The 22,536-nt window shown below is 52.9% G+C and carries 22 protein-coding genes; 11 read left to right on the top strand and 11 right to left on the bottom strand.

Annotation, left to right across the window (positions count from 1 at the left end; all coding sequences use genetic code 11):
• The coding region (locus ACLBVC_RS22910) for an RHS repeat-associated core domain-containing protein (RefSeq protein ID WP_410151541.1) at window positions 1-687 on the top strand (687 nt) is incomplete at its 5' end.
• 386 nt (window positions 688-1,073) lie between these two features.
• The gene (locus ACLBVC_RS22905; protein ID WP_410151540.1) at window positions 1,074-1,340 is read left to right on the top strand and encodes a hypothetical protein; all 267 of its coding nucleotides are present in this window, start codon (window positions 1,074-1,076) and stop codon (window positions 1,338-1,340) included.
• Between the two features lie 281 nt (window positions 1,341-1,621).
• Here the strand turns inward: ACLBVC_RS22905 and exbD are convergent, their stop codons facing one another.
• Together exbD and exbB are read right to left on the bottom strand one after the other, a co-directional pair.
• The gene (exbD, locus tag ACLBVC_RS22900; RefSeq protein WP_104924428.1) at window positions 1,622-2,053 is read right to left on the bottom strand and encodes a TonB system transport protein ExbD; all 432 of its coding nucleotides are present in this window, start codon (window positions 2,051-2,053) and stop codon (window positions 1,622-1,624) included.
• Between the two features lie 9 nt (window positions 2,054-2,062).
• On the bottom strand, window positions 2,063-2,968 hold the full coding sequence (gene exbB, locus ACLBVC_RS22895; RefSeq protein WP_410151544.1) for a tol-pal system-associated acyl-CoA thioesterase: 906 nt from the start codon (window positions 2,966-2,968) through the stop codon (window positions 2,063-2,065).
• Window positions 2,969-3,492: 524 nt separating this feature from the next.
• On the opposite strand from exbB, the gene ACLBVC_RS22890 reads away from it, so the two are divergent.
• From ACLBVC_RS22890 to ACLBVC_RS22870, 5 genes are all read left to right on the top strand, one after another.
• Window positions 3,493-4,470, top strand: coding sequence for a TRAP transporter substrate-binding protein (locus ACLBVC_RS22890; RefSeq protein ID WP_410151539.1), 978 nt, complete (start codon window positions 3,493-3,495; stop codon window positions 4,468-4,470).
• Window positions 4,471-4,527: 57 nt separating this feature from the next.
• Window positions 4,528-5,040 (top strand): TRAP transporter small permease, encoded by a 513-nt coding sequence (locus ACLBVC_RS22885; RefSeq protein ID WP_410151538.1) that lies wholly within the window; start codon window positions 4,528-4,530, stop codon window positions 5,038-5,040.
• Window positions 5,041-5,053: 13 nt separating this feature from the next.
• Window positions 5,054-6,346, top strand: coding sequence for a TRAP transporter large permease (locus tag ACLBVC_RS22880; RefSeq protein ID WP_410151537.1), 1,293 nt, complete (start codon window positions 5,054-5,056; stop codon window positions 6,344-6,346).
• A gap of 167 nt (window positions 6,347-6,513) precedes the next feature.
• On the top strand, window positions 6,514-7,743 hold the full coding sequence (gene metC / locus ACLBVC_RS22875; protein WP_410151536.1) for a cystathionine beta-lyase: 1,230 nt from the start codon (window positions 6,514-6,516) through the stop codon (window positions 7,741-7,743).
• Window positions 7,744-7,922: 179 nt separating this feature from the next.
• Complete coding sequence (locus tag ACLBVC_RS22870; RefSeq protein WP_410151535.1) at window positions 7,923-8,582, top strand: DedA family protein; 660 nt, start codon at window positions 7,923-7,925, stop codon at window positions 8,580-8,582.
• Between the two features lie 9 nt (window positions 8,583-8,591).
• Here ACLBVC_RS22870 and ACLBVC_RS22865 read toward each other — a convergent pair whose 3' ends face one another.
• Window positions 8,592-9,527 (bottom strand): AraC family transcriptional regulator, encoded by a 936-nt coding sequence (locus ACLBVC_RS22865; protein ID WP_410151534.1) that lies wholly within the window; start codon window positions 9,525-9,527, stop codon window positions 8,592-8,594.
• Window positions 9,528-9,821: 294 nt separating this feature from the next.
• Between ACLBVC_RS22865 and ahr the strand changes: the two genes are divergently transcribed.
• Together ahr and dkgA are read left to right on the top strand one after the other, a co-directional pair.
• Window positions 9,822-10,862, top strand: coding sequence for an NADPH-dependent aldehyde reductase Ahr (gene ahr / locus ACLBVC_RS22860; RefSeq protein ID WP_195815649.1), 1,041 nt, complete (start codon window positions 9,822-9,824; stop codon window positions 10,860-10,862).
• Between the two features lie 135 nt (window positions 10,863-10,997).
• Entirely contained in the window at window positions 10,998-11,822 is an 825-nt protein-coding gene (gene dkgA / locus ACLBVC_RS22855) for a 2,5-didehydrogluconate reductase DkgA (protein WP_410151533.1), read from the top strand.
• A gap of 69 nt (window positions 11,823-11,891) precedes the next feature.
• Here dkgA and ftsP read toward each other — a convergent pair whose 3' ends face one another.
• From ftsP to parC, 3 genes are all read right to left on the bottom strand, one after another.
• On the bottom strand, window positions 11,892-13,307 hold the full coding sequence (ftsP, locus tag ACLBVC_RS22850) for a cell division protein FtsP (protein ID WP_410151532.1): 1,416 nt from the start codon (window positions 13,305-13,307) through the stop codon (window positions 11,892-11,894).
• 143 nt (window positions 13,308-13,450) lie between these two features.
• On the bottom strand, window positions 13,451-14,188 hold the full coding sequence (locus tag ACLBVC_RS22845; RefSeq protein ID WP_410151531.1) for a 1-acylglycerol-3-phosphate O-acyltransferase: 738 nt from the start codon (window positions 14,186-14,188) through the stop codon (window positions 13,451-13,453).
• A gap of 218 nt (window positions 14,189-14,406) precedes the next feature.
• The gene (gene parC / locus ACLBVC_RS22840; protein WP_410151530.1) at window positions 14,407-16,680 is read right to left on the bottom strand and encodes a DNA topoisomerase IV subunit A; all 2,274 of its coding nucleotides are present in this window, start codon (window positions 16,678-16,680) and stop codon (window positions 14,407-14,409) included.
• A 324-nt stretch (window positions 16,681-17,004) separates the two neighbouring features.
• Between parC and ACLBVC_RS22835 the strand changes: the two genes are divergently transcribed.
• Window positions 17,005-17,592, top strand: a complete 588-nt coding sequence (locus ACLBVC_RS22835; RefSeq protein WP_410151529.1) for an NAD(P)H-dependent oxidoreductase — start codon at window positions 17,005-17,007, stop codon at window positions 17,590-17,592.
• Window positions 17,593-17,622: 30 nt separating this feature from the next.
• On the top strand, window positions 17,623-17,928 hold the full coding sequence (locus ACLBVC_RS22830) for a putative quinol monooxygenase (protein ID WP_101078426.1): 306 nt from the start codon (window positions 17,623-17,625) through the stop codon (window positions 17,926-17,928).
• 75 nt (window positions 17,929-18,003) lie between these two features.
• On the opposite strand, the gene parE is transcribed toward ACLBVC_RS22830, so the two are convergent.
• From parE to nudF, 5 genes are all read right to left on the bottom strand, one after another.
• Window positions 18,004-19,899, bottom strand: coding sequence for a DNA topoisomerase IV subunit B (gene parE / locus ACLBVC_RS22825; protein ID WP_195815644.1), 1,896 nt, complete (start codon window positions 19,897-19,899; stop codon window positions 18,004-18,006).
• Window positions 19,900-20,014: 115 nt separating this feature from the next.
• Window positions 20,015-20,596, bottom strand: coding sequence for an esterase YqiA (yqiA, locus tag ACLBVC_RS22820; protein WP_195815643.1), 582 nt, complete (start codon window positions 20,594-20,596; stop codon window positions 20,015-20,017).
• The gene (gene cpdA, locus ACLBVC_RS22815; RefSeq protein ID WP_410151528.1) at window positions 20,593-21,423 is read right to left on the bottom strand and encodes a 3',5'-cyclic-AMP phosphodiesterase; all 831 of its coding nucleotides are present in this window, start codon (window positions 21,421-21,423) and stop codon (window positions 20,593-20,595) included. The genes yqiA and cpdA overlap by 4 nt, the downstream gene beginning before the upstream one ends.
• 27 nt (window positions 21,424-21,450) lie before the next feature.
• On the bottom strand, window positions 21,451-21,876 hold the full coding sequence (locus ACLBVC_RS22810; protein ID WP_095923552.1) for a DUF1249 family protein: 426 nt from the start codon (window positions 21,874-21,876) through the stop codon (window positions 21,451-21,453).
• The gene (gene nudF, locus ACLBVC_RS22805; protein WP_410151527.1) at window positions 21,873-22,508 is read right to left on the bottom strand and encodes an ADP-ribose diphosphatase; all 636 of its coding nucleotides are present in this window, start codon (window positions 22,506-22,508) and stop codon (window positions 21,873-21,875) included. The genes ACLBVC_RS22810 and nudF overlap by 4 nt, the downstream gene beginning before the upstream one ends.
• Window positions 22,509-22,536: the final 28 nt, after the last annotated feature.

Here is a 22,536-nt window from a genome sequence, read left to right as displayed (position 1 = left end):
ACAGATATTTTCAACCCGTACAAACTGCGGCAGCCGATAAGAATGCAGGGCCAGCATTACGACGAAGAATCGGGGCTACATTACAACCGCCACCGTTATTATGACCCGGCGCTGGGACGATATATTACGCAGGACCCGATTGGGCTGAGCGGGGGATGGAATTTATATGCATATGTTTATAGCAAGCCAGGGCAATACATAGACCCTCGAGGGCTGAATGGTGTGGGCTCGATGATAAATATGCCAGGAATTAGCGAAAAGGGTTCGTTAGGTATATCAATGACACAAAATGGCGCATCTTCAGAAGGTATTACTACTGCGATGGCACCAGCTCCAACCAGCCCAATTGCAACGGGAGAATGTCGAGTTACTGGAACTGTTGCAGTAGGTACAGGTTTATCAGCTACTGCCTCACTTAATGAAAAATCAGGTGCCTCTGCTTTATGGAGTGTACCAATAGCAGCTGTTGGCCTAAGAGCATCGGCAACATGTGGATTAAAGTTTAGAGACCCTGACGCTAAGGACTTAAAAGTAGGCGCTGGATTTGCGCTGGGGTTGGGGGGTTTTAGTATTGAAGCAGTGCAAACATCAACGTGGCCAGAAATATACATTGGCTTTGGTGCTGGCGCTGGCCCTGAAATAAACCTCCCATATACACCAAGTGTATCGGGACCGATAAATTATTGAGGTTTATATGTGCGAAGGTATAAAGATACTCCGAATTACTTTTTTCTTTTTTGCAGTGGCAATCATCTCGATAGCCATTTTTTCAGGATGGCGCTTTTGCAAAAAAAACAACATAAATTTCAATTCTGTAGATGGTATGTTTGAAATGTATGGATATGTATTTTCTTTTAAAGACAAAGCATTTTCCATCTTAATGCTACTTTGCATATATGGGGGCGCGTTGTTGGGGCTTGTTGTTATTGGTATTAGCTTCTGGGCTGAAAGTAAAGGATGCGCATTCCCAAAAAGATATATTTAACAATGGGATAACTTAGAATACATCTCTTTGCAGACTCATTAATATGCGGCATTGCGAAAATGCGTGTCGCTAAATAACGGGAGAATTCATGCGTTATATTTATATTGTAATAGTTGCAATGATACTCTGCGCCTGCAGTCCGATTAATATAGATGCAGCACAAAATAATGTTGATACTTTTCATGAGATGTATCAAGAAAACAAATACTCAAATATATACGTAGACTCATCAGAAATTCTGAGGAAGTCTATTTCAGAAGAAGGATTTATTAAATTATCAACAGAGGCTAAGGATAAAGACTTAGGTGTTTTCAAAAAAACACACTCATCTCTAAAAAGAAAACTTATCATCTAATAGCTGATAACGAAGTGCTATTGATTTATACCTCTGAGTTTTCGAAGAGAAACGTAAATGAAACATTTTTGTTCATTATAGTGGATGGTGAATTAAAACTAAAAGGATATAACTAAACCTCCATCAATTAGGCTAATTTTCAGATGATGCTGGAGCTACAGCGACTCTTGCCCTCGCCGTATTCAACCCTGCACCAGTGGCCTGAGTTTTCCGCCTTCAGGAAAGCAAAAGGCCAGCAAATGCTGGCCTTCTCTGTTTTTGTGCGTCTGAGGCGTTAGGATTTATTTCGCCGCAGCGCCGGTCTGTTCTGCGCCGACCAGACCCACTTTCAGGTAACCGGCTTTACGCAGGTTATCCATCACGCTCATCAGCGTTTCGTAATCCACCGTCTTATCTGCACGGAAGAAAATCGTACTCTGCTTGTTGCCCTGCGTGCGCTGGTCGAGCATCGCCGTCAGGTTGTCGCTGTTTACCGGGTTATCGCCGAGGAACAGCTGCTTGTCAGATTTCACCGTCAGGAAGATCGGCTTCTCAGGACGCGGCTGCGCTTTTGCCGTCGAGGCCGGTAAGTCTACCCGCACATCGACGGTAGCCAGCGGCGCTGCCACCATGAAGATAATCAGTAACACCAGCATAACGTCGATAAAAGGCGTGACGTTGATGTCATGCATTTCACCGCTTTCGTCGATATCGTCGTTTAACCGAATAGCCATAATCTGTTCTTACCCTACGCGTAACTGACCCGTCTGACCGCGTGGCGCATCGCCTTCGCTGGCAGCCAGGTCCAGATCACGGCCCTGTAACAGGATAATCTGCGCCGCCACATCACCTACCTGATGACGGTAAGAGGTAATGGTACGGGCGAAAATATTGTAGATAACCACGGCGGGGATCGCAGCAATCAGGCCGACAGCCGTTGCCAGCAAGGCTTCAGCGATACCCGGTGCGACGACTGCAAGGTTGGTGGTCTGCGTCTGCGCGATGCCGATGAAGCTGTTCATGATGCCCCAGACAGTCCCGAACAGGCCGACGAACGGGGAGATGGCCCCGATGGTCGCGAGTATGCCGTTGCCACGGCCCATATAACGGCCAGCGGCACCGACGCGGCGCTCAAGGCGGAAACCGGTACGTTCTTTGATGCCGTTGTTGTCAGATGAACCGGCGGAAAGCTCGAGTTCGTTCTGCGCATCGCGAATCATCTGCGCGCTGATGCTGCTGGCGGCAAAGCTTTCAGCCTGCTCAGCAGCCTCATCCAGCGTACGCACAGAAGACAGCGCATCAAATTCGCGACGCATACGGCGTTTACCGCTGAAGACTTCAGCGCCTTTGCTAAACAACAGCGCCCAGGTGACGACGGAAGCCAGCAGCAAACCAATCATCACAGTTTTCACCACCACGTCAGCGTGGTGATACATGCCTAATACAGACAAATCGGTAGGAATGACAGGCGTCGCTTCGGTCGGCGCAGGTTGCATTAGCGGGGCAGGCGTTGCATCAGCCGGTGCCGGGGTGTCAGCTGTTGCAGAAGTCACGGCTTGTGCCGCAGGCGTCGCAGGTGCTGCCATCGCGTTGCCGCTTAAGCCAGCAACCAACATTAACGACATCAGGAGTGAAGTCGCCTCTTTCATCTTATTGCGAGCCGTTTTCACGCGTCGCCTCCAGCCAGAATCAGTGTGTAGAAGGAATGAATAACGCCGAATGATATCAAAGAAAAAGCCCCAATTGATAGTCGTTCTCATTATTATTTACATTGTCGCGCTTTACGACACAAGTGTCCTTGATGGATGACAAGGTTTTTCCCGTTTGAACACTGCGTGAACAGTATAATCCCCGTCACACTTTTCATAAAAATGTTGCATTAAATCAATCAGCTAATCGCAATTATTAAAGTTAAAACAACATTTTAAATATTAAGTAACGCTATTTTACATCTGTTGCGAGATTGTGATAGCGCTCAAATACCGCACAGTTATAAATAGGATAAGGTTCCTGCCACAGACGAAGCTCCTGAAAGGGCAGGCTATTATCCGTTTCATTTACAAGGCTATTTGCCTTTTTTTAATAAAAAACAGGCGCGATCTCGTGCGTCAAAACGCTTCACTTTTGCTGTCATTTTTCCATTCCCTTACCCGAGTACCCTGGAGACAAACTGATGAAAATGCAGAAAGCACTTCTCAGCCTTTGCCTGAGTTCCGCCACCTTGTTATTTACCCCTGTTCTTGCCGCGCAAACGCTGAAAGCCGCCGATGTGCATCCGCAGGGCTATCCCAATGTCGTCGCCGTTCAGCACATGGGCGAAAAGCTGCAACAACAAACCGAAGGACGCCTGGAAATCAAAACGTTCCCCGGCGGCGTGCTCGGCGATGAAAAACAGGAAATCGAGCAGGCCCAGCTGGGCGCGCTGGATATCATCCGCGTGTCAATGACACCGGTCGCTTCGATCCTCCCTGAAATTAACGTCTTCACCCTGCCGTATATTTTCCGCGATGAAGACCACATGCATAAGGTGCTGGACGGCCAGATTGGGAAATCCATCGGCGACAAGATCACCAGCAATTCCCACTCGCGTCTGGTATTTCTCGGCTGGATGGACGGCGGAACGCGAAACCTAATCACCAAAGAACCGGTGGTGAAACCGGAAGATTTGCACGGCATGAAGATCCGCGTTCAGGGCAGCCCGATTGCGCTGGCGACGCTGAAAGCCATGGGCGCAAACCCGGTGGCGATGGGCGTCAGTGAGGTGTTCAGCGGGATGCAAACCGGGGTTATCGACGGCACGGAAAACAACCCGCCAACGTTTGTCGCGCACAACTATCTGCCAGTGGTGAAAAACTACACCTACAGCCGCCACTTCATCATTCCGGAGCTGTTCCTGTATTCAAAAGTGAAGTGGGACAAGCTGAAACCGGAAGATCAGCAGCTGATCCTCAAACTGGCCAAAGAGGCGCAGGACGAGCAGCGCGAGCTGTGGAAAGCCTATAACGAGAAAGCGCTGGCGACGATGAAAGCGGGCGGCGTGAAATTCCAGGATATCGATCCGGCCACCTACGTGAAAGCCACGCAATCCGTGCGCGATGAATTCGGTAAAGACCATCAGGAGCTGATGCAGCAAATCGCTGACGTTCAGTAATTCGTTGAACCGGGCAGCGTCCGCTGCCTCTTTCCCGACACTTCAGCGGAGGAACTTATGGTTTCCGGTTATCACACTCTGATGGACATCTTTTATCGTGGCGCAATGTGGCTGGCGGGGCTGGCTTTATTACTGATGGTGGCGGTCATTCCCATCGGTATTTTCGCCCGCTACGTCCTGAACAGCGCCCTCTCCTGGCCTGAACCCATCGCCATTATGTGCATGGTGACATTCACCTTTATCGGTGCCGCCGTCAGCTACCGCGCGGGTTCGCATATTGTAGTGGCGATGGTCACGGACCGTCTGCCGCCTGCCCTGCAAAAGTTTTCTGCCTTGCTTTCTGACCTGATGATGCTGGCTATCAGCATTTTTATTTTCTGGTACAGCCTGCAACTGTGCAGCGAACTCTGGCAGCAACCCGTGGCGGAATTCCCGCTGCTGACCGCCGGGCAAACCTACCTTCCTCTGCCGGTGGGTTCGGCGCTGACCCTCTTATTTATTATTGAGCAGATTATCTCAGGCCCGCAGCACAAGCGGCCGATGGTGATGCTGGGCAATTCTGAAGCCTGAGCCGGAGCCTTTTATGGATGCATTAATTTTACTGTTAACGCTCGGCGTCATGCTGGCTGTCGGCGTGCCGGTAGCGTACGCCGTCGGGCTGAGCGCGCTGGCCGGTGCCTGGTGGATTGACCTGCCTTTCGAAGCGCTGATGATTCAACTGACCAACGGCGTGAACAAGTTTTCGCTGCTGGCGATCCCGTTCTTTATTCTGGCGGGCGCGATTATGGCCGAAGGCGGCATTGCCCGCAGGCTGGTGAGTTTTGCGTATATCTTTGTCGGGTTTATCCGCGGCGGCCTGTCGCTGGTGAACATCGTGGCATCGACATTTTTCGGGGCGATTTCCGGTTCTTCGGTAGCAGATACCGCATCGATTGGTTCTGTGATGATCCCGGAGATGGAGAAAAAAGGGTATCCCCGTGATTTCGCCGCCGCCGTCACCGCCAGCGGTTCGGTGCAGGCGATTCTGACGCCGCCGAGCCATAACTCGGTGATTTACTCGCTGGCCACCGGCGGCACGGTCTCAATTGCTGCGCTGTTTATCGCCGGTATTCTGCCCGGTTTATTGCTCAGCCTGACGCTGATGGTGATGTGCATACTGTTCGCGCACAAACGCGGTTATCCGAAAGGCGAACGGGTGCCGTTCCGTCAGGCATTGAAGATTTTTATCGACACGCTGTGGGGGCTGATGACAGTAGTCATCATCATGGGCGGGATCCTCAGCGGGATTTTCACCGCCACAGAATCCGCTGCCATCGCCTGCCTGTGGTCATTCTTCGTAACGATGTTCATCTACCGCGACTATAAATGGAGCGAACTGCCAAAACTGATGTACCGCACGGTGAAAACCGTCAGTATCGTGATGATCCTGATTGGCTTCGCCGCCAGCTTTGGCGCTGTCATGACGTATATGCAGTTGCCGATGCGGATCACTGAGTTCTTCACCTCGATCTCAGATAATAAGTACGTGATCCTCATGTGGATCAACATCATGCTTCTGCTGATTGGCACGCTGATGGACATGGCGCCGATTATCCTGATCCTCACGCCGGTGCTTCTGCCGGTGATTTTGTCACTCGGCATCGACCCGGTACATTTCGGGATGATCATGCTGGTGAACCTCGGGATCGGCCTGATCACGCCACCGGTCGGCTCCGTGCTGTTTGTTGCCAGCGCCGTGAGTAAGCAGAGCATCGAAAAAGTCGTGAAAGCTATGCTGCCGTTTTACTGCGTGCTGTTTATGGTGCTGATGGTCGTAACGTACATTCCGTCGATTTCGCTGTTCCTGCCCAAACTGTTCGGTGTTTACACCGGATAACCGCTCCTTTCAGCCCGTCTTCCGCGACGGGCTTTTGTTTTGGCTGAAATTTTCTCATCCAACCGGCAAAAACCTGACCCGTCAAATTCATCATGTTAAGTTAATTGCATATCAGCCGCTGCCACAGAGCGCGGGTCTACAAGGCTAAACAGGGTGAAATGCGGATTATGTCGTCTAAAAAAATCGAAACCGCGCTGGTCAGCGCCGGGCGGGACAAAAAGTACACACAAGGTTCAGTGAATGCCGTGATCCAGCGCGCTTCATCGCTGGTGTTTGAAACCGTGGCCGATAAAAAACACGCCACCGCCAACCGCGCCAACGGCGAACTGTTTTACGGACGCCGCGGCACCCTGACGCATTTCTCCCTGCAACAGGCCATGGTTGAGCTTGAAGGTGGCGCGGGATGCGCGCTTTATCCGTGCGGCGCCGCGGCGGTCAGCAATGCGGTGTTGTCGTTTGTGGGCACCGGCGATCATATTCTGGTGGCCGGTTCCGCTTACGAACCCACACAAGATTTCTGCGAAAAAGTGCTGAAAAAACTCGGCGTCTCCACCACCTATTTCCGCGCGGACATTGGCGCAGAGTTAGATTCGCTGATGCAGCCCAATACCAAAGTCGTGTTCCTCGAATCACCGGGCTCTATCACCCTGGAAGTCCCGGATATTCCGGCGATGGTGAAAGCAGTGCGCGCCGTGTCTCCGGACGTGGTGATCATGATCGACAACACCTGGGCGGCGGGCATTCTGTTCAAAGCGCTGGAATTTGATATCGATATTTCGATTCAGGCCGGAACCAAATATATCGTCGGCCATTCCGACGCCATGATTGGTACGGCGGTATCCAACGAACGTTGCTGGGAACAGTTGCGCGAGCACTCTTATCTGATGGGGCAAATGGTTGACGCCGACACCGCGTACGTCGCCAGCCGCGGGCTGCGGACGATGGGCGTGCGGCTGAAACAGCATGAAGAAAGCAGCATTCGTATCGCGCAATGGCTGGCGGAACGTCCGGAAGTGGAAACCGTGAACCATCCGGCGTTACCGGGCAGTAAAGGCCACGAATTCTGGAAGCGCGATTTCACCGGGAGCTGTGGTTTGTTCTCGTTCATCCTGAAGCAGCGCCTGAGCAAACAGCAGCTTTCCGACTACCTCGATCACTTCGAACATTTCAGTATGGCCTATTCCTGGGGCGGTTTTGAATCGCTGGTTCTGGCCAATCAGCCGGAAGAAATTCAGGCGATCCGTCCGGCAGAAACCGTTGATTTTGCCGGTACGCTGGTGCGTCTTCATATCGGGCTGGAAAATAGCGATGACCTGATCGCCGACCTTTCTGCCGCATTTGAGAGAATTGCGGCAGAAAGGTCGGGAGAGATTGCGACACACCGCGCAGATCGGTAAGGTATCTGTCGGATTTTCATTCGCAAAATGAGAATAATCTGTAAACTCTACCTATGGCTCCGGTGAACTATCGCCGGAGTGTTCTGTCTTTTTACAGCCGCCTCAGATCAACATACGGACAAGGGATCCTTGGTACACTGGCAAGTGACAGTTTTTAATGATTAGCAACAGGACAGAATATGGCAGTTATTTGCGACATTTTTCATGCACTCTGGCGGCATGATTTCAGTATGCTCGCCGACCCGAATCTTCTTTGGGTTATCTACGCTGTACTGTTCACGACGCTGTTTCTTGAAAACGGACTTCTTCCCGCTTCTTTCCTGCCGGGTGACAGCCTTCTGCTGTTGACCGGTGCGCTCATCGCCAAAGGCGTGATGAGCTTTATTCCGACCATGATTATTCTGGTGACCGCCGCCAGTCTCGGCTGCTGGCTGAGCTACATTCAGGGGCGCTGGCTCGGACACACGAAAATGGTCAAAGGCTGGTTGTTACAGCTTCCCGCACATTATCATCAGCGCGCGCACCAGATGTTCACCCGTCACGGGCTGATGGCGCTGCTGGCTGGCCGTTTTCTGGCATTCGTCCGCACGTTATTACCGACAATCGCCGGCATTTCCGGCCTGAACAATGCCCGCTTTCAGTTCTTTAACTGGCTGAGCGCCATTTTGTGGGTAGGCGTAGTGATCTCCCTGGGCTTCGCGCTGAGCCATATTCCGGTCGTGAAGCGCCATGAGGATCAGGTCATGGCGGGGCTGATGATTTTACCGGTTCTGCTGCTGTTTATCGGGCTGGCCGGGGGATTGCTGGTGGTGTGGAAAAAACGTAAATGCCGTTTCTGAGCACGCAAATCACGCTTTAAACGCCACATCCGCCAGCGCTAAAACGCCCGAACTGCCTTCGCGCAGGCGGGCCATTTCATCGCTCGGCGTCACCCCAAAATAGCGCTTAAACTCGCGGCTGAACTGCGATGCGCTTTCATATCCCACCTGCAACGCCGCCACGCTGGCTTTCACGCCGTCATAAATCATCAGCATTCGCGCTTTGTGCAGCCGGTAGGTTTTCAGATACTGCAAAGGTGACGTGCTGGTCACCGCTTTAAAGTTGTGGTGAAACGCCGAAATACTCATGTTCACTTCGCTCGCCAGCGCTTCCACACTAAGGTTCTCCGCATACTGCGCTTCGATACGGCGCAGGGATTTGGCTATCTGGCTAAAGTGTGTGTGGCGGTTAACCAGCGCCTGTAGCGCACCGCCGTTTTCACTGGTCAGGATAAAGAACAAAATTTCGCGGATAATCTTCGGCCCCAGAATACGGGCGTGAAGCGGTTTATCCAGGACGCTCAGCAGGCGTTCGGTTGCACACAAAATATCATCGTCCAGAACCCCCGAATTGATACCGGTAGAAGAGTCTTTCTGCCGCGCCATGGTTTCATCGCCCATGTCCATCAGCAAATCCTGCAACATCAGCGTATCGATGCTGATCTGGATCCCGGCCAGCGGCTCTTCTGGGCTACTGAACGTTTCACATTCAAATGGCAGCGGAACGGTCAGCATCAGGTAATTATGCGGATCATAAGAGAAGGTTTTCTTGCCCAGATAACCAACTTTGCGGCCCTGAAAGAGGATCACCACGCCAGGATTGTACAAAACCGGCTGGCGCGGATGGTAACGTGTGGTATACATCAACATAACCTGCGGCACAGCCGACGGACTGAGTTTATTACTCCCGCTAAGATGCGCCACCCTTGCCGCCAGACGGGCGCACAAGCTGTCCACATTTTCCATTATTCCTGCTCCGGATTGACGATAAACTGGCATCAATTTTGCCACAGGCGTTTCATTTTCTACAGAGACTTGCAGGATCAGGCAAGACTCTGGCAGAAATGTGCATCTTCCTTGCGGCGATTTTCTCTTACAGTTAATCCCTCTTTCCGCAGGCGCATCTTCCTGCACAAATGCAGTGAACTGCTAGTCTGTATGAACGCACCTTTCATACGCTGTTCATGACAACCGTTTTGTCACCGGCCCGATTTCTCAATAACTCCCTAATTTTCAAAAACTCAATGTCAGGAGAGAATTATGTCTGCACCTACCGCTGCCGAAAATACGTTTAACGCCTGGGCCGCCGCCGGTCCGAATCAGCCTCTTGAAGCTTTTCAGTTCGACGCCGGTCCGATTGGTGACGAAGAAATTGAAGTCGCCATTGATTACTGCGGCGTCTGCCACTCCGATCTCTCGATGCTCAATAACGACTGGGGCATCACCCAATATCCGTTCGTTCCGGGCCATGAAGTGGTCGGTAAAATTGTCAAAATCGGCGACCATGCGCGCAACAAAGGGCTGAAAGTTGGCCAGATTGTGGGCGTGGGCTGGAACCGTGGCAGCTGTATGCACTGCCATCCTTGTATGTCTGGCGACCAGCATCTTTGCCACGATGTTGAAGCCACAATTATTGGTCATCACGGCGGCTTCGCGGATCGCATCCGCAGTCACTGGGCGTGGGCGATCCCGCTTCCGGAAGGTGTGGACGTCACCAGCGCGGGCCCGTTGTTCTGCGGCGGCATCACCGTGTTTAACCCGCTGTTGCAGTTTGGCGTTTTGCCAACGCACCGCGTGGGTGTCGTCGGTATCGGCGGTTTAGGCCACATGGCGCTGCGCTTCCTGAATGCGTGGGGCTGCGAAGTCACGGCGTTTACCTCGTCTCTGGCAAAACGTGATGAAGCTCTGTCCCTCGGCGCACATCGTGTGGTCGCCACCCGCGACAGCGATGAACTGAAGAAAATCGCCGGTGAACTGGATTTCATCATGGTGACGGCCAACGCCTCACTGGACTGGGATGCCTTTATCGGCACGCTGGCACCGAAAGGCCGCCTGCACTTTGTGGGCGTCGTACCGGAAGCCGTTCCGCTGCACGTTATGGCGTTAATCAGCAAACAGGCCGAAGTTTCCGGCTCACCGACCGGCGCGCCTTCCCGTCTGGCAGACATGCTGGCGTTCTGCGCCCGTCACCAGATTACGCCACAAGTTGAGCACTTTCCGCTGAGCAAAATTAACGATGCAGTGGAACATCTGCACGAAGGAAAAGCGCGCTATCGCGTCGTTCTGGATATGAACGCGTAACAAGCGTTCGCAATAAAATAAGTAGCCTGCTCAGCAAGATGACGTTTCGTTAACTAGACTTAACGTCAGGCTGAAGCCTTCATTACTCTGTGCCCGTGCTTTGCGGCGGGCACTCTGCCCTGATAGGAGAACCTCATGGCAACGCAACCCATCATTAAACTTCACGATGGCAACCTGATGCCTCAGTTAGGACTTGGTGTATGGAAAGCCAGTAATCAGGAAGCCACCAGCGCGGTGAAAACGGCCATTGAAACCGGCTACCGTCACATCGATACGGCTGCTATCTACAAAAACGAGGAAGGCGTTGGCGAAGCGATTGCCGCCAATCTCGTTCCCCGCGAAGAGCTGTTTATTACCACCAAGCTATGGAATGACGATCAGCTGAATGCGCCAAAAGCGCTGGAAACCAGCCTTAAAAAGCTGAGAACCGATTACGTTGATTTGTATCTGATCCACTGGCCACAGCCAGCGCAAGGCCATTATGTCGATGCGTGGAAAGCGCTGCTGAAACTGAAAGAACAAGGGCTGGCGAAAAGCGTCGGCGTCTGTAATTTCCCGCTCGAACATTTGCAGAAGCTGAAAGATGAAACCGGTATTTTCCCGGTGGTAAACCAGATTGAGCTTCACCCGCTGATGCAACAGCGCCAGCTGCACGCCTGGAACGCCACACACACTATCGCGACTGAATCCTGGAGCCCGCTGGCACAGGGTGGCGAAGGTGTGTTTGATCAGCCACTGATTCAGAAACTGGCTGAGAAATACAATAAAACGCCGGCGCAGATTGTCATTCGCTGGCATCTGGACAACGGGCTGATTGTTATCCCGAAATCCGTGACGCCAAAACGCATCCGCGAAAACTTCGACGTGTTTGATTTCAGGCTGGAGAAAGAAGAACTGGCTGAGGTCACCAAGCTGGATAAAGAGCAGCGTCTGGGGCCGGATCCGGCGAAAGACCTGTAATTTTCCCACTGCTGTAAACAAAAAACCCGCCACTGGCGGGTTTTCTTTTGGTGCTAAGTTATCCTGCTATTACATCGAAGGCTGAACCAGCATATTGCCTGCAGATCCGCGGTCGGCGAGTTCGAGGGTTCCGCTGCGGTAGATGAACGGGAAATGGTCATACGAAGGTTGGTTGAAAAACACCAGCAATTCTACGTCGCCATCTACCCAGACGGTGTCCTTGAATCCAGCATCTTCCACCAGTGGTGCCGCGCCGTTCACGCTTTTCACCAGGAAAGAGACGCCTTCGACATGGAAGGTCTGCGGCATATCCGCATGTACTGTCCAGCGTTCCCACGTCCCTTGCTGCGCGGTCAGGTCAAGACGGTTTATGTCCCACATCGCGCCATTAATGCCCGGCTGGCTGTCTCCAAGACGCAGGTCACGGCTGCGAACCACATTGCCCGTCAGGATTTGATCAGCCAGTAAACGCATCGGCAGATTATCCGTCACCAGCGGCAACAGGCCGGTCGGTTTGAGCGTCAGGACAATGGTAGAAACCAGAATGCTCGACGGCTCAAACAGGCCGCGCAGTCTGTCCATTACACCCGCCGCATCGCCCGCGGTAATCGACACTTCCTCACCCTGCGACATATCCACCAGCACTTCGCGACGTTCACCCGGCCCGAGCGACAGACGTTTCACCGTCATCGGGGCAGGCAGGAAGCCGAGGTCAGAGGCGACGACGTGGAACGCACGGTTATCAGTCATGCTCAGTTCATAACGGCGCGCATTCGACGCATTCAGTAAACGCAAACGCACCCAGCCGCGTGACACTTCGACATACGGGCTTTGTACGCCGTTGACCAGCATGGTATCGCCAAAGAAACCGCCGGAAGCCGGGGTGTCATATTGCGGCACGCCAAAACCATCAAGACGTTTGTCCTGAATGATCAGCGGGAAATCATCAACGCCGTAATGATTGGGCAATGGCAGATTTTTACTGACTTCATCCTCAACAATCCACATTCCCGCCAACCCGTTATAGACGTGCGGCGCCATGCGGTTGGGCGTATTGGCGTGATACCAGCAGGTGGCAGCTGCCTGACGGATGGGCAATACCGGCGACCAGTCAACGCCAGGCTGCATCATGCGCGCCGCGCCACCGGTCAGCGTTCCCGGCTCCATTAATCCGCTGATGGTCATCGACACGGGTTCAGCCAGGCGGTTGCTGTAGATAAGTTTAACGTCATCACCGTTATGCACTTTGACCGTAGGGCCAAGATACATGCCATTGATGCCCCACACCGGCGCTTTAGCACCACCAAGGAATGACCAGTGGGCCGCCTGTAACGTCAGAAACAGCGGTTGTCCACGGCGGGATTCCAGCAGCGGGGGAACGGGTAATGCCGGTTGCGAACCACTCGCTTCTGCTTTGAATGGCAGAGCACCTGCGGCAAGAGCCACGCCGGAGGCTTGCAGGAACGAGCGACGACTGAGTGACATATCTTCTCCATGAAAACAAAATCAAGAGCTGTGTTAATTACCATCGCCATCAATGGCAACAGAATTTCTGCTCTGACGCCGCCGGGCCGCAGGAATATCAAAACCTGCAACACGTGTCATCAGGGCGTAAATAAAAAACGCTATTATTTTTTTGCCGCGGCTTCGCGCTGTGCGACTTCGGCGTCCAGCTCAGCGATTTTATCCGCCATGACCTGACGGCAGTGTTCGGACAGTTCGCGCAGACGATCTTTGGTATAACCGGTGGTATCGATAGGTGGCAGCATTTCCACAATCACCAGTCCGTTAGACCAGCGGTTGAGCTTCACCTTGTTACTGGTGTTCGACACGCAAATCGGCACGATCGGCACACCGGCGGCGATAGCGGCGTGGAATGCCCCAGTTTTAAACGGCATCAGGCCACGCCCCCGGCTGCGGGTACCTTCCGGGAACATCCAGATCGACAGGTTCTTTTTCTTAATCTGCGCCACGACCTGAGCAATAGTCCCATGCGCTTTGGCGCGGTTATCACGGTCAATCAGCAGGTTACCGGTCAGCCAGTACAACTGACCAAAGAACGGGATCCACGCCAGACTTTTTTTGCCGACGGTCACCGTGCCTGGCATCACAACAGAAGACGCAGTCACCATATCGTAGTTGTTCTGATGATTAGCAATGTAGATACATTTACCGTTCGTCGCCGCATCAGCCGGAATGCGCTTTTCTACGGTCAGACCAAAAACAGGTGCCAGACGGCCAAACAGCTTACCAAACGTCGCCACATGTTTCGGGTTACGCGGGCTGAAAAGACAATATATGGAGCCAAAAACACAGACCAGAATCGAGTAAACCACCACGATAATCAGACGCAAAATAAATAACATAACATCCTCTTAAAACTACAGCCGAAGCCGGTAAGAAACCTGTGCAGTTTCGCTCCCTGTGCGGAGAACTATTCTCAAGCCTCATTCAACACCGCACAACGGTTTTATTAATACAAATGTAAAATCTTTGCACTGCACAACAGTCTCAGGCCACTGCATTCCCTTAAAAAGAGTTCAGGGCACAAATGTGCCCTGACTGGATAAGGTCAACAGCCGTTTTATTCTTCGCTGTCACCACCGGCAGCACGGACAGGCGCGTCCACTTCAACGCGATCAACCCGTTGCAGGCCGCGTGGCAGAAGCGTTCCTTTGCGACCGCGTTCTGCACGGAATTTCTGTAACTCTTCCGGACGGATCACCAGTTTGCGCTTGCCGACGTGCAGCGTAATGGACGTTTGCGGCGGCAGAACCAGTAGCCAGGCCAATTTGTCTTCGCCACTCGCTGCCTGCGCCGAAGGAATGGAAACAATTTTGTTACCTTTACCTTTCGACAATTGCGGCAAATCAGCCACCGGGAACAGCAGCATACGGCCTGCGGCAGTGAGCGACAGCAGCATGTCATCGTTGCCGCTGATTTCAATCGGGGCGAACGCTTTGGCGTTGTCCGGCAGGGTAATCATGGCCTTACCGGCACGGTTACGCGCCACTAAGTCGCTGAAGGTACACACGAAACCGTAACCGGCATCGGAAGCCATCAGCAATTTCTGATCGTCGGACGCCATCAGAACGTGTTCGATAGTTGCACCCGGCGGCGGCGTGAGTTTACCGGTCAGCGGCTCGCCCTGCCCGCGTGCCGAAGGCAGCGTCGTCGGATCAAGCGCGTAACTGCGTCCGGTGGAATCCATAAACACCACCGGCTGATTGCTCTTACCTTTCGCGGCGGCGCGGAAACTATCACCCGCTTTGTAGCTCAGGCCGGAAGCATCAATATCGTGGCCTTTAGCACTGCGCACCCAGCCAGATTCGGAAAGCACAATGGTCACCGGCTCGGACGGCACAATGTCGTGCTCGCTCATGGCTTTAGCTTCTTCGCGCTCGGTGATTGGCGAACGACGCTCGTCACCAAAGGCTTCGGCATCGGCCTGAATTTCTTTGCGGATCAGCGTGCTGAGTTTGCGTTCTGACGCCAAAAGCGCCTGAAGCTGATCGCGCTCTTTCGCCAGTTCGTCCTGTTCGCCGCGAATTTTGGTTTCTTCGAGTTTTGCCAAATGGCGTAATTTCAACTCAAGGATGGCTTCCGCCTGCGTATCCGATAATTCGAAACGCTGCATGAGCACTGGTTTCGGCTCATCTTCGGTACGGATGATATGAATGACTTCGTCGATATTGAGGAACGCAACCAGCAAACCTTCGAGGATGTGCAGGCGTTTCAGCACTTTATCGAGACGGAAATTCAGACGACGACGCACGGTATCACGACGATAGGCCAGCCATTCGGTCAGGATTTCCACCAGCCCTTTCACCTGCGGACGGTGATCCAGGCCAATCATGTTCATGTTGATACGGTAGCTGCGTTCCAGATCCGTGGTCGCGAACAGATGGTTCATGACCTGATCAAGATCGATACGGTTGGAACGCGGCACCACGACCAGACGCGTCGGGTTTTCGTGATCCGATTCGTCGCGCAGATCTTCAACCATCGGCAGTTTCTTGGCACGCATCTGGCTGGCGATTTGCTCGAGCACTTTTGCGCCGGAAACCTGATGCGGCAATGCGGTGATGACCGCGCTGCCGTCTTCTTTGTGCCAGACCGCACGCATGCGCACCGAGCCTTTGCCCGATTCGTACATTTTGCGGATTTCGTTGCGCGGCGTGATGATTTCAGCTTCGGTCGGGAAGTCCGGCCCCTGAACAAATTCGAGCAAATCTTCGAGAGAACTGCCCGGTTTTTCCAGCAGTGCGACCGCAGCAGCGGCGACTTCGCGGATGTTGTGCGGCGGAATATCTGTCGCCATACCCACGGCAATACCGGTGGTGCCGTTAAGCAGAATGTTCGGCAGACGTGCAGGCAGCATTTTCGGCTCCTGCATGGTGCCGTCAAAGTTCGGGACGTAGTCGACCGTTCCCTGACCTAATTCGCGTAACAGAACTTCCGCATATTTCGACAGGCGCGATTCGGTATAACGCATTGCGGCGAAGGATTTCGGGTCATCCGGTGCACCCCAGTTCCCCTGTCCGTCAACCAGCGGATAACGGTAAGAGAACGGCTGCGCCATCAGCACCATCGCTTCGTAGCAGGCGCTGTCGCCGTGCGGATGGTATTTACCCAGCACGTCACCGACGGTACGTGCTGATTTTTTGAATTTGGCGTTATTGCTCAGGCCCAGCTCGGACATCGCATAAATAATACGGCGCTGTACCGGCTTCAGCCCGTCGCCGATAAACGGCAGCGCGCGGTCCATGATGACGTACATGGAATAGTTGAGATAGGCGTTCTCGGTAAACGTGTGCAGTGCTAAACGCTCTGTTCCGTCATGAGTCATTTCGCTCATTGATGTTTAATCCTCAGACCCGTGGCGTTATCGTTTTGGAAATTAAGGAAGCTTGCACCCGCGGGCGCGCAAAGACGGCTGCCGCAGGGCAATGATGTTCGCGATAGTACATCATCTGCCGCATGGCTGTCACAGTTGCTGTGTTTGTGCGGGATTTTTAAGCGGTTTTGAGAACGCCAGATGGCGAAATCCAACGTCTTTTCTTGTCATTATTGCATCTGAGTCAATAGTCTTGTGCGCAATATCACATTTTTCCGCCCTGCGGAGTTGGGTACACTATGTGATAACAGCCTGAGAGCCAGAATTCAATTTAAGGAAAAGACCATGAGCAATATCCTGATTATCAATGCCGGCAAGACTTTTGCCCATTCAAAAGGCGCCCTGAACAACAGCCTGACTGACGTCGCCAGCAGCTTCCTGCGTGACGCGGGCCACGACGTGCGCGTCACCGTTCTCGAAGAGGGTTACGACGTACAGACCGAAATCGAAAGTTATCTGTGGGCTGACGCCATCATTTATCAGCAGCCAGGCTGGTGGATGGGCATGCCGTGGACGCTGAAAAAATACGTCGATGAAGTCTTCACCGAAGGCCACGGTAAACTGTACGCCAGCGATGGCCGTACCCGTTCTGATGAGTCCAAAAAATACGGCTCTGGTGGCTTGTTGCAGGGTAAAAGCTACATGCTTTCTGTCACCTGGAATGCCCCGCTGGAAGCCTTCGAAGATAAAGAGCAGTTCTTCCACGGCGTTGGCGTCGATGGCGTTTATCTGGCGCAGCACAAAGCCAACCAGTTCATCGGCCTGGATACCCTGCCAACCTTCATGTGCAATGACGTGATCAAACAACCTGATGTTGAACGTGATTTCGCCAACTACCGCGCTCACCTTGAAAATGTGTTCGGTCAGGCCTAAGGTAAAAAGTCACCCGGGAAAGAGGTATTTATGATTACCGTTATTGCTGAAATCAAAGTAAAACCAGGCCGTCGCGATTCGGTTATGGAAAAAATCACAGCGCTGCTGCCAAGCGTTCTCGCCGAGAAAGGCTGCCATCGCTATGAACCTTACGTTGATTTCAACGGTCAGGTTCCGTGGCGTAAAACCGCTCCGGATTCTATTTTCATGCTGGAAGACTGGGAAAGCCTGGCGCATCTCGAAGCGCATCAACAGGCCGATCATATGGACAAACATCGCGAAAACATCAAAGCCGATGTGCAGGATGTGGTGATCCATATTATTGAGAAAGCCTGAACGTCTGACGGGCTTGACTAAAAAAATGCCGGAGCTGCAAAGCATCCGGCATTTTTTATGCGGCAATCTGAAAGATCAAACGTCCAGTTCGGCGGTGTCGCCTTTTTCCTGCAACCAGTTACGGCGATCTTCAGAACGTTTCTTCGCCAGCAACATATCCATCATGCGCAGCGTCTGATCGATATCGTCTTCGTCGATGGTCAGCTGCACCAGACGACGGGTATTAGGATCGAGCGTGGTTTCGCGCAGTTGCAGAGGGTTCATTTCACCCAGACCTTTAAAGCGCTGAACGTTCGGCTTGCCTTTCTTGCGTTTCAGCTGATCCAGCACGCCTTCTTTTTCCTGCTCGTCCAGCGCATAGAACACTTCCTTGCCCAGATCGATACGGTATAAAGGCGGCATCGCCACATACACGTGACCACCACGAACTAGCGAACGGAAGTGACGGACAAACAGCGCACACAGCAAGGTGGCGATGTGCAAACCGTCGGAGTCCGCATCCGCAAGGATGCAAATCTTGCCGTAACGCAGCTGGCTAAGATCTTCACTGTCCGGATCAATACCGATCGCCACGGAAATATCGTGAACTTCCTGCGAGGCCAGCACTTCATCGGAAGAGACTTCCCACGTGTTAAGGATCTTCCCTTTCAGCGGCATGATCGCCTGATATTCACGGTCACGCGCTTGTTTGGCAGAACCGCCTGCGGAATCCCCTTCCACCAGGAACAGTTCGGTCATGTTCAGATCTTGCGACGTACAGTCCGCCAGTTTGCCCGGCAGCGCCGGGCCGCTGGTCAGTTTCTTACGCACCACTTTTTTGGCGGCACGCAGACGTCGCTGAGCGCTGGAAATACACAGCTCGGCCAGCTGTTCTGCAGCCTGTACGTTCTGATTCAGCCACAGGCTAAACGCATCTTTCACCACGCCGGAAACAAAAGCGGCGCACTGACGTGAAGACAGGCGTTCTTTGGTCTGGCCGGCGAATTGCGGATCCTGCATTTTCACCGAAAGCACATACGCGCAGCGCTCCCAGATATCTTCCGCTGACAATTTTACGCCGCGCGGCAGGATGTTACGGAATTCACAGAATTCGCGCATGGCATCCAGCAGACCCTGACGCAGACCATTGACGTGCGTACCGCCCTGCATGGTCGGGATCAGGTTGACGTAGCTTTCCGTCAGGAGTTCACCGCCTTCCGGCAGCCACAGCAACGCCCAGTCAACCGCTTCGGTGTCACCGGCAAACGTACCGACGAATGCTTTTTCAGGCAGCGTAATCAGGCCGTTCACCGCTTCCATCAGGTAGTCGGTCAGACCGTCTTCATAACACCAGCGTTGCTCGGTGTTATTCACTTTGTCTTTGAAAATGATTTCAGCGCCAGGGCACAGTACGGCTTTTGCTTTGAGCAAATGGCTGAGGCGGCTGACCGAAAAACGCGGGCTGTCGAAGAAACTGCCGTCAGGCCAGAAATGTACGCTGGTACCGGTAGTGCGTTTACCGCAGGTGCCGGTGACGTGCAAATCTTCAACTTTGTCGCCGTTTTCAAACGCCATTTCATACACTTCTCCGCCGCGTTTTACCGCCACTTCGACACGTTTGGATAAGGCATTCACCACCGAAATCCCCACGCCGTGCAGGCCGCCGGAGAATTGATAGTTTTTATTGGAGAATTTACCGCCAGCGTGCAAACGGCAGAAGATCAGTTCAACAGCTGGCACGCCTTCTTCCGGGTGGATATCCACCGGCATGCCGCGGCCATCGTCAATGACTTCGAGAGACTGATCTTCATGGAGGATCACTTCGATACGCTTTGCGTGACCGGCTAATGCCTCATCGACGCTGTTATCTATGACTTCCTGGCCGAGGTGATTTGGCCGGGTGGTATCGGTATACATGCCCGGACGGCGGCGCACCGGTTCGAGTCCGCTGAGGACCTCTATGGAATCCGCGTTATAAGTTGATTGGCTCATCGTTGATTATTCGTGGCTCATAGGTTTGTGGGCTAACGATACAGTATTTGGGCGGGCGGAAGCACTGGCAGCAAGCAGACGCGAAACATGCGGGGAAAACGTCACCCTGACGATGTTAGTCTGCCGCGAGCTCAAGAAAATCTACAATCGGCGAAAAATAGCGTTCAAAGCCGACAAATGCATGATTTCCTTCAGGTTCGACCGTTTGGCGACAGGCAGTGTAATACGCCACAGCCTGACGGTAATCGAGGATTTCATCGCCCGTTTGTTGCAGTAACCAGAGTAAATCCGGCGACTCCAGCGGTTCAATCTGCATGACTTTCAGATCGTAAACGTGGCGTGACTCTAACACATATTGCTGGCCGGTGTAGGGGTTCTCGTTTTGCCCGAGGAAGTCGATCAGCAGTTCATACGGTTTCACGGCGGGGTTAACCACCACCGCGGGTACGGCAAAACATTGCGACAACCAGGTGGCGTAATACCCGCCCAGCGAGGAACCGACAATGCCCAGCTTTTTACCCGCATGACGGATCACTAAGTTTTCAAGCTGCTCAGCCGCATCGACCGGATACGGCGGTAATTGCGGAACCACCATGTCGATTTCAGGATGGTTCTGCGCCAGCCAGTTTTTAAGCGACGTGGCTTTAGCCGAGTTCGGTGAACTGTTGAAACCGTGCAGGTAAAGTAAGGTATTCATTCGTACCCGTCCGACTCAGTGTCAGGATGAAACTCGCTGGTTTCCAGACGGAAAACCTGGGTTTCGACACGGCCATCTGGATACAAATCGAGATAACGCCAGCCCGGTGCGACGGTATCAATCGTAAAATTGGTGCAATGCGGTTTGAACTGGACGCAGGTAGACGGCGTGGCGTACAGGCGACGTCCGTACCAGTCGAGATCCAGCTCCTGGTGAATGTGGCCGCACAAAAGCGTGTTCACTTTCGGGTAATTCACCAGAACATTCGCCAGCATGTGCGCGTTACGCAGGCTGTGCTGATCAAGCCAGGTACAACCCGACGGCAGCGGATGGTGATGAAGCATCAGCAGGGTAAAGCGATCGGGATAGGTGTTCAGGCAACGCTCCATCCATTCCAGCTGATACTCGCTCAGCTCTCCGTGCGGCACGCCGAAAACCTGCGTATCGAGCAGAATTATCTGCCAGTCTTCACCGAGAAGGACATGTTTAGAGGGGCTGATCCCGGCATCCTGCAAAGCATTCACCATTGCAGGCTGGAAATCGTGGTTGCCGGGCAACCAGACACAGGGTGCCGCCAGTTCGCTGATGCCACGGGCAAACTGATGGTAGGCTTCCACCGACTGATCCTGAGCCAGGTCACCTGTTGCCGCGATGATATCGACTTCGCGCTGCTGTGCTTTTATAGCGTCCAACACCGCGCGATAGCTGTTAAACGTATTCACGCCCAGCAGTGTCTCATCTTCACCGGCAAAAAGATGGGTATCTGTAATCTGTAGAATTCTGACTTTGGCCCCATTCACCAAAGGCAGTTTAAACAGGCTTTCCAAATCGTTTCCTTTGTTGTTGAAGTCTGTCTAACACACCGGAATTGCCATCGCTCCGTGCGCAAGGCAATAACGCAGCCAGTCCGCCAGGAACTGGTTAATTTGATGCTTTTCATCACGCTGATGCAACTTTTTATTAGGGTAATCATAGCGTGCTTTGAAGCGAAAGATCTGCTGACTCGCACACACTTCGGCCACCATGGCGTCGTGATACAGGCGAACCGTCAGCGAAGGCAGGCTCCAGTAACTGACGGCCGGTGCGGTCTGTTTGATTTCCACCAGCGACGTATAGCGCGTTGATTCGAGGATCGTCAGGCAATAAGTGGCGCTACTCACCTGATATGTCACTGTTTCACCGGGCTCATCGGTACGCGGCATCAAACGGCGCAATTGTGCGAAATTGGTTTCGCACAATCTCATCATTTCAGGGAAATCAGGGGTATAGCGCTTAATCATTCGTTGGCCCACTCTTTTATCAGGGATTCATGGTGTAGCTGCAGCCATTGCAGGGCAATCACTGATGCCGCATTATCTATCGCTCCCTCTTCCACCCAGCGGTAAGCCTGTTCGCGGCTCACAACATGCACCCGGATGTCTTCATTTTCTGCTTTCAGACCGTGAATTCCTTCTGCCGTTGTCGCATCGACTTCGCCGACCATGATAGAAAGACGCTCGCTGGTTCCGCCCGGGCTGGCCAGGTAATTCAGAGCCGGTTTACAGCGTTTTACCACAATGTTCGCTTCTTCGAGTGCTTCACGGCGGGCGACATCTTCGACTGTCTCGCCCTCTTCAATGATACCGGCGACCATCTCCAGAAGCCATGGGGTATCACTGGAATCAATACATGGGATGCGGATCTGTTCAATCAGCACGACTTCATCGCGCTGCGGATCATAAGGCAGCAACACCGCCGCATGGCCCCTTTCGAAAACTTCACGCACAACTTCGCCGCTCATTTCCCCATTAAACAGCCGATGACGAAACCGATATGCAATAATAGAAAAAAAACCTTTATATCGCGTCTCACGTGCAATAATTTCTACATCATCTTTACCGAAACTAATCGGTGAACTTTTGAATGCACACATGGATTGTTTTCCTCTTCCCTCATAAAGG

It is taken from the genome of Rahnella selenatireducens, from assembly GCF_046449555.1.
Taxonomy (GTDB): Bacteria; Pseudomonadota; Gammaproteobacteria; order Enterobacterales; family Enterobacteriaceae; genus Rahnella; species Rahnella selenatireducens.
Note: the sequence above shows the minus strand (reverse complement) of the source record. Positions and strands in the feature narration are given on the sequence as shown.

Excerpts from the sequence above, each read along its gene's own strand:
- ACLBVC_RS22905 (WP_410151540.1), top strand. The coding sequence starts at position 1,074 with ATGCGTTATATTTATATTGTAATAGTTGCAATGATACTCTGCGCCTGC.
- metC (WP_410151536.1), top strand. The coding sequence starts at position 6,514 with ATGTCGTCTAAAAAAATCGAAACCGCGCTGGTCAGCGCCGGGCGGGAC.
- parE (WP_195815644.1), bottom strand. The coding sequence starts at position 19,899 with ATGAGCCAATCAACTTATAACGCGGATTCCATAGAGGTCCTCAGCGGA.
- ACLBVC_RS22880 (WP_410151537.1), top strand. The coding sequence starts at position 5,054 with ATGGATGCATTAATTTTACTGTTAACGCTCGGCGTCATGCTGGCTGTC.
- ahr (WP_195815649.1), top strand. The coding sequence starts at position 9,822 with ATGTCTGCACCTACCGCTGCCGAAAATACGTTTAACGCCTGGGCCGCC.
- ACLBVC_RS22835 (WP_410151529.1), top strand. The coding sequence starts at position 17,005 with ATGAGCAATATCCTGATTATCAATGCCGGCAAGACTTTTGCCCATTCA.
- ftsP (WP_410151532.1), bottom strand. The coding sequence starts at position 13,307 with ATGTCACTCAGTCGTCGCTCGTTCCTGCAAGCCTCCGGCGTGGCTCTT.
- yqiA (WP_195815643.1), bottom strand. The coding sequence starts at position 20,596 with ATGAATACCTTACTTTACCTGCACGGTTTCAACAGTTCACCGAACTCG.
- ACLBVC_RS22810 (WP_095923552.1), bottom strand. The coding sequence starts at position 21,876 with ATGATTAAGCGCTATACCCCTGATTTCCCTGAAATGATGAGATTGTGC.
- ACLBVC_RS22845 (WP_410151531.1), bottom strand. The coding sequence starts at position 14,188 with ATGTTATTTATTTTGCGTCTGATTATCGTGGTGGTTTACTCGATTCTG.
- nudF (WP_410151527.1), bottom strand. The coding sequence starts at position 22,508 with ATGTGTGCATTCAAAAGTTCACCGATTAGTTTCGGTAAAGATGATGTA.
- ACLBVC_RS22885 (WP_410151538.1), top strand. The coding sequence starts at position 4,528 with ATGGTTTCCGGTTATCACACTCTGATGGACATCTTTTATCGTGGCGCA.
- ACLBVC_RS22870 (WP_410151535.1), top strand. The coding sequence starts at position 7,923 with ATGGCAGTTATTTGCGACATTTTTCATGCACTCTGGCGGCATGATTTC.
- exbD (WP_104924428.1), bottom strand. The coding sequence starts at position 2,053 with ATGGCTATTCGGTTAAACGACGATATCGACGAAAGCGGTGAAATGCAT.
- ACLBVC_RS22890 (WP_410151539.1), top strand. The coding sequence starts at position 3,493 with ATGAAAATGCAGAAAGCACTTCTCAGCCTTTGCCTGAGTTCCGCCACC.
- ACLBVC_RS22830 (WP_101078426.1), top strand. The coding sequence starts at position 17,623 with ATGATTACCGTTATTGCTGAAATCAAAGTAAAACCAGGCCGTCGCGAT.
- parC (WP_410151530.1), bottom strand. The coding sequence starts at position 16,680 with ATGAGCGAAATGACTCATGACGGAACAGAGCGTTTAGCACTGCACACG.
- ACLBVC_RS22865 (WP_410151534.1), bottom strand. The coding sequence starts at position 9,527 with ATGGAAAATGTGGACAGCTTGTGCGCCCGTCTGGCGGCAAGGGTGGCG.
- exbB (WP_410151544.1), bottom strand. The coding sequence starts at position 2,968 with ATGAAAGAGGCGACTTCACTCCTGATGTCGTTAATGTTGGTTGCTGGC.
- dkgA (WP_410151533.1), top strand. The coding sequence starts at position 10,998 with ATGGCAACGCAACCCATCATTAAACTTCACGATGGCAACCTGATGCCT.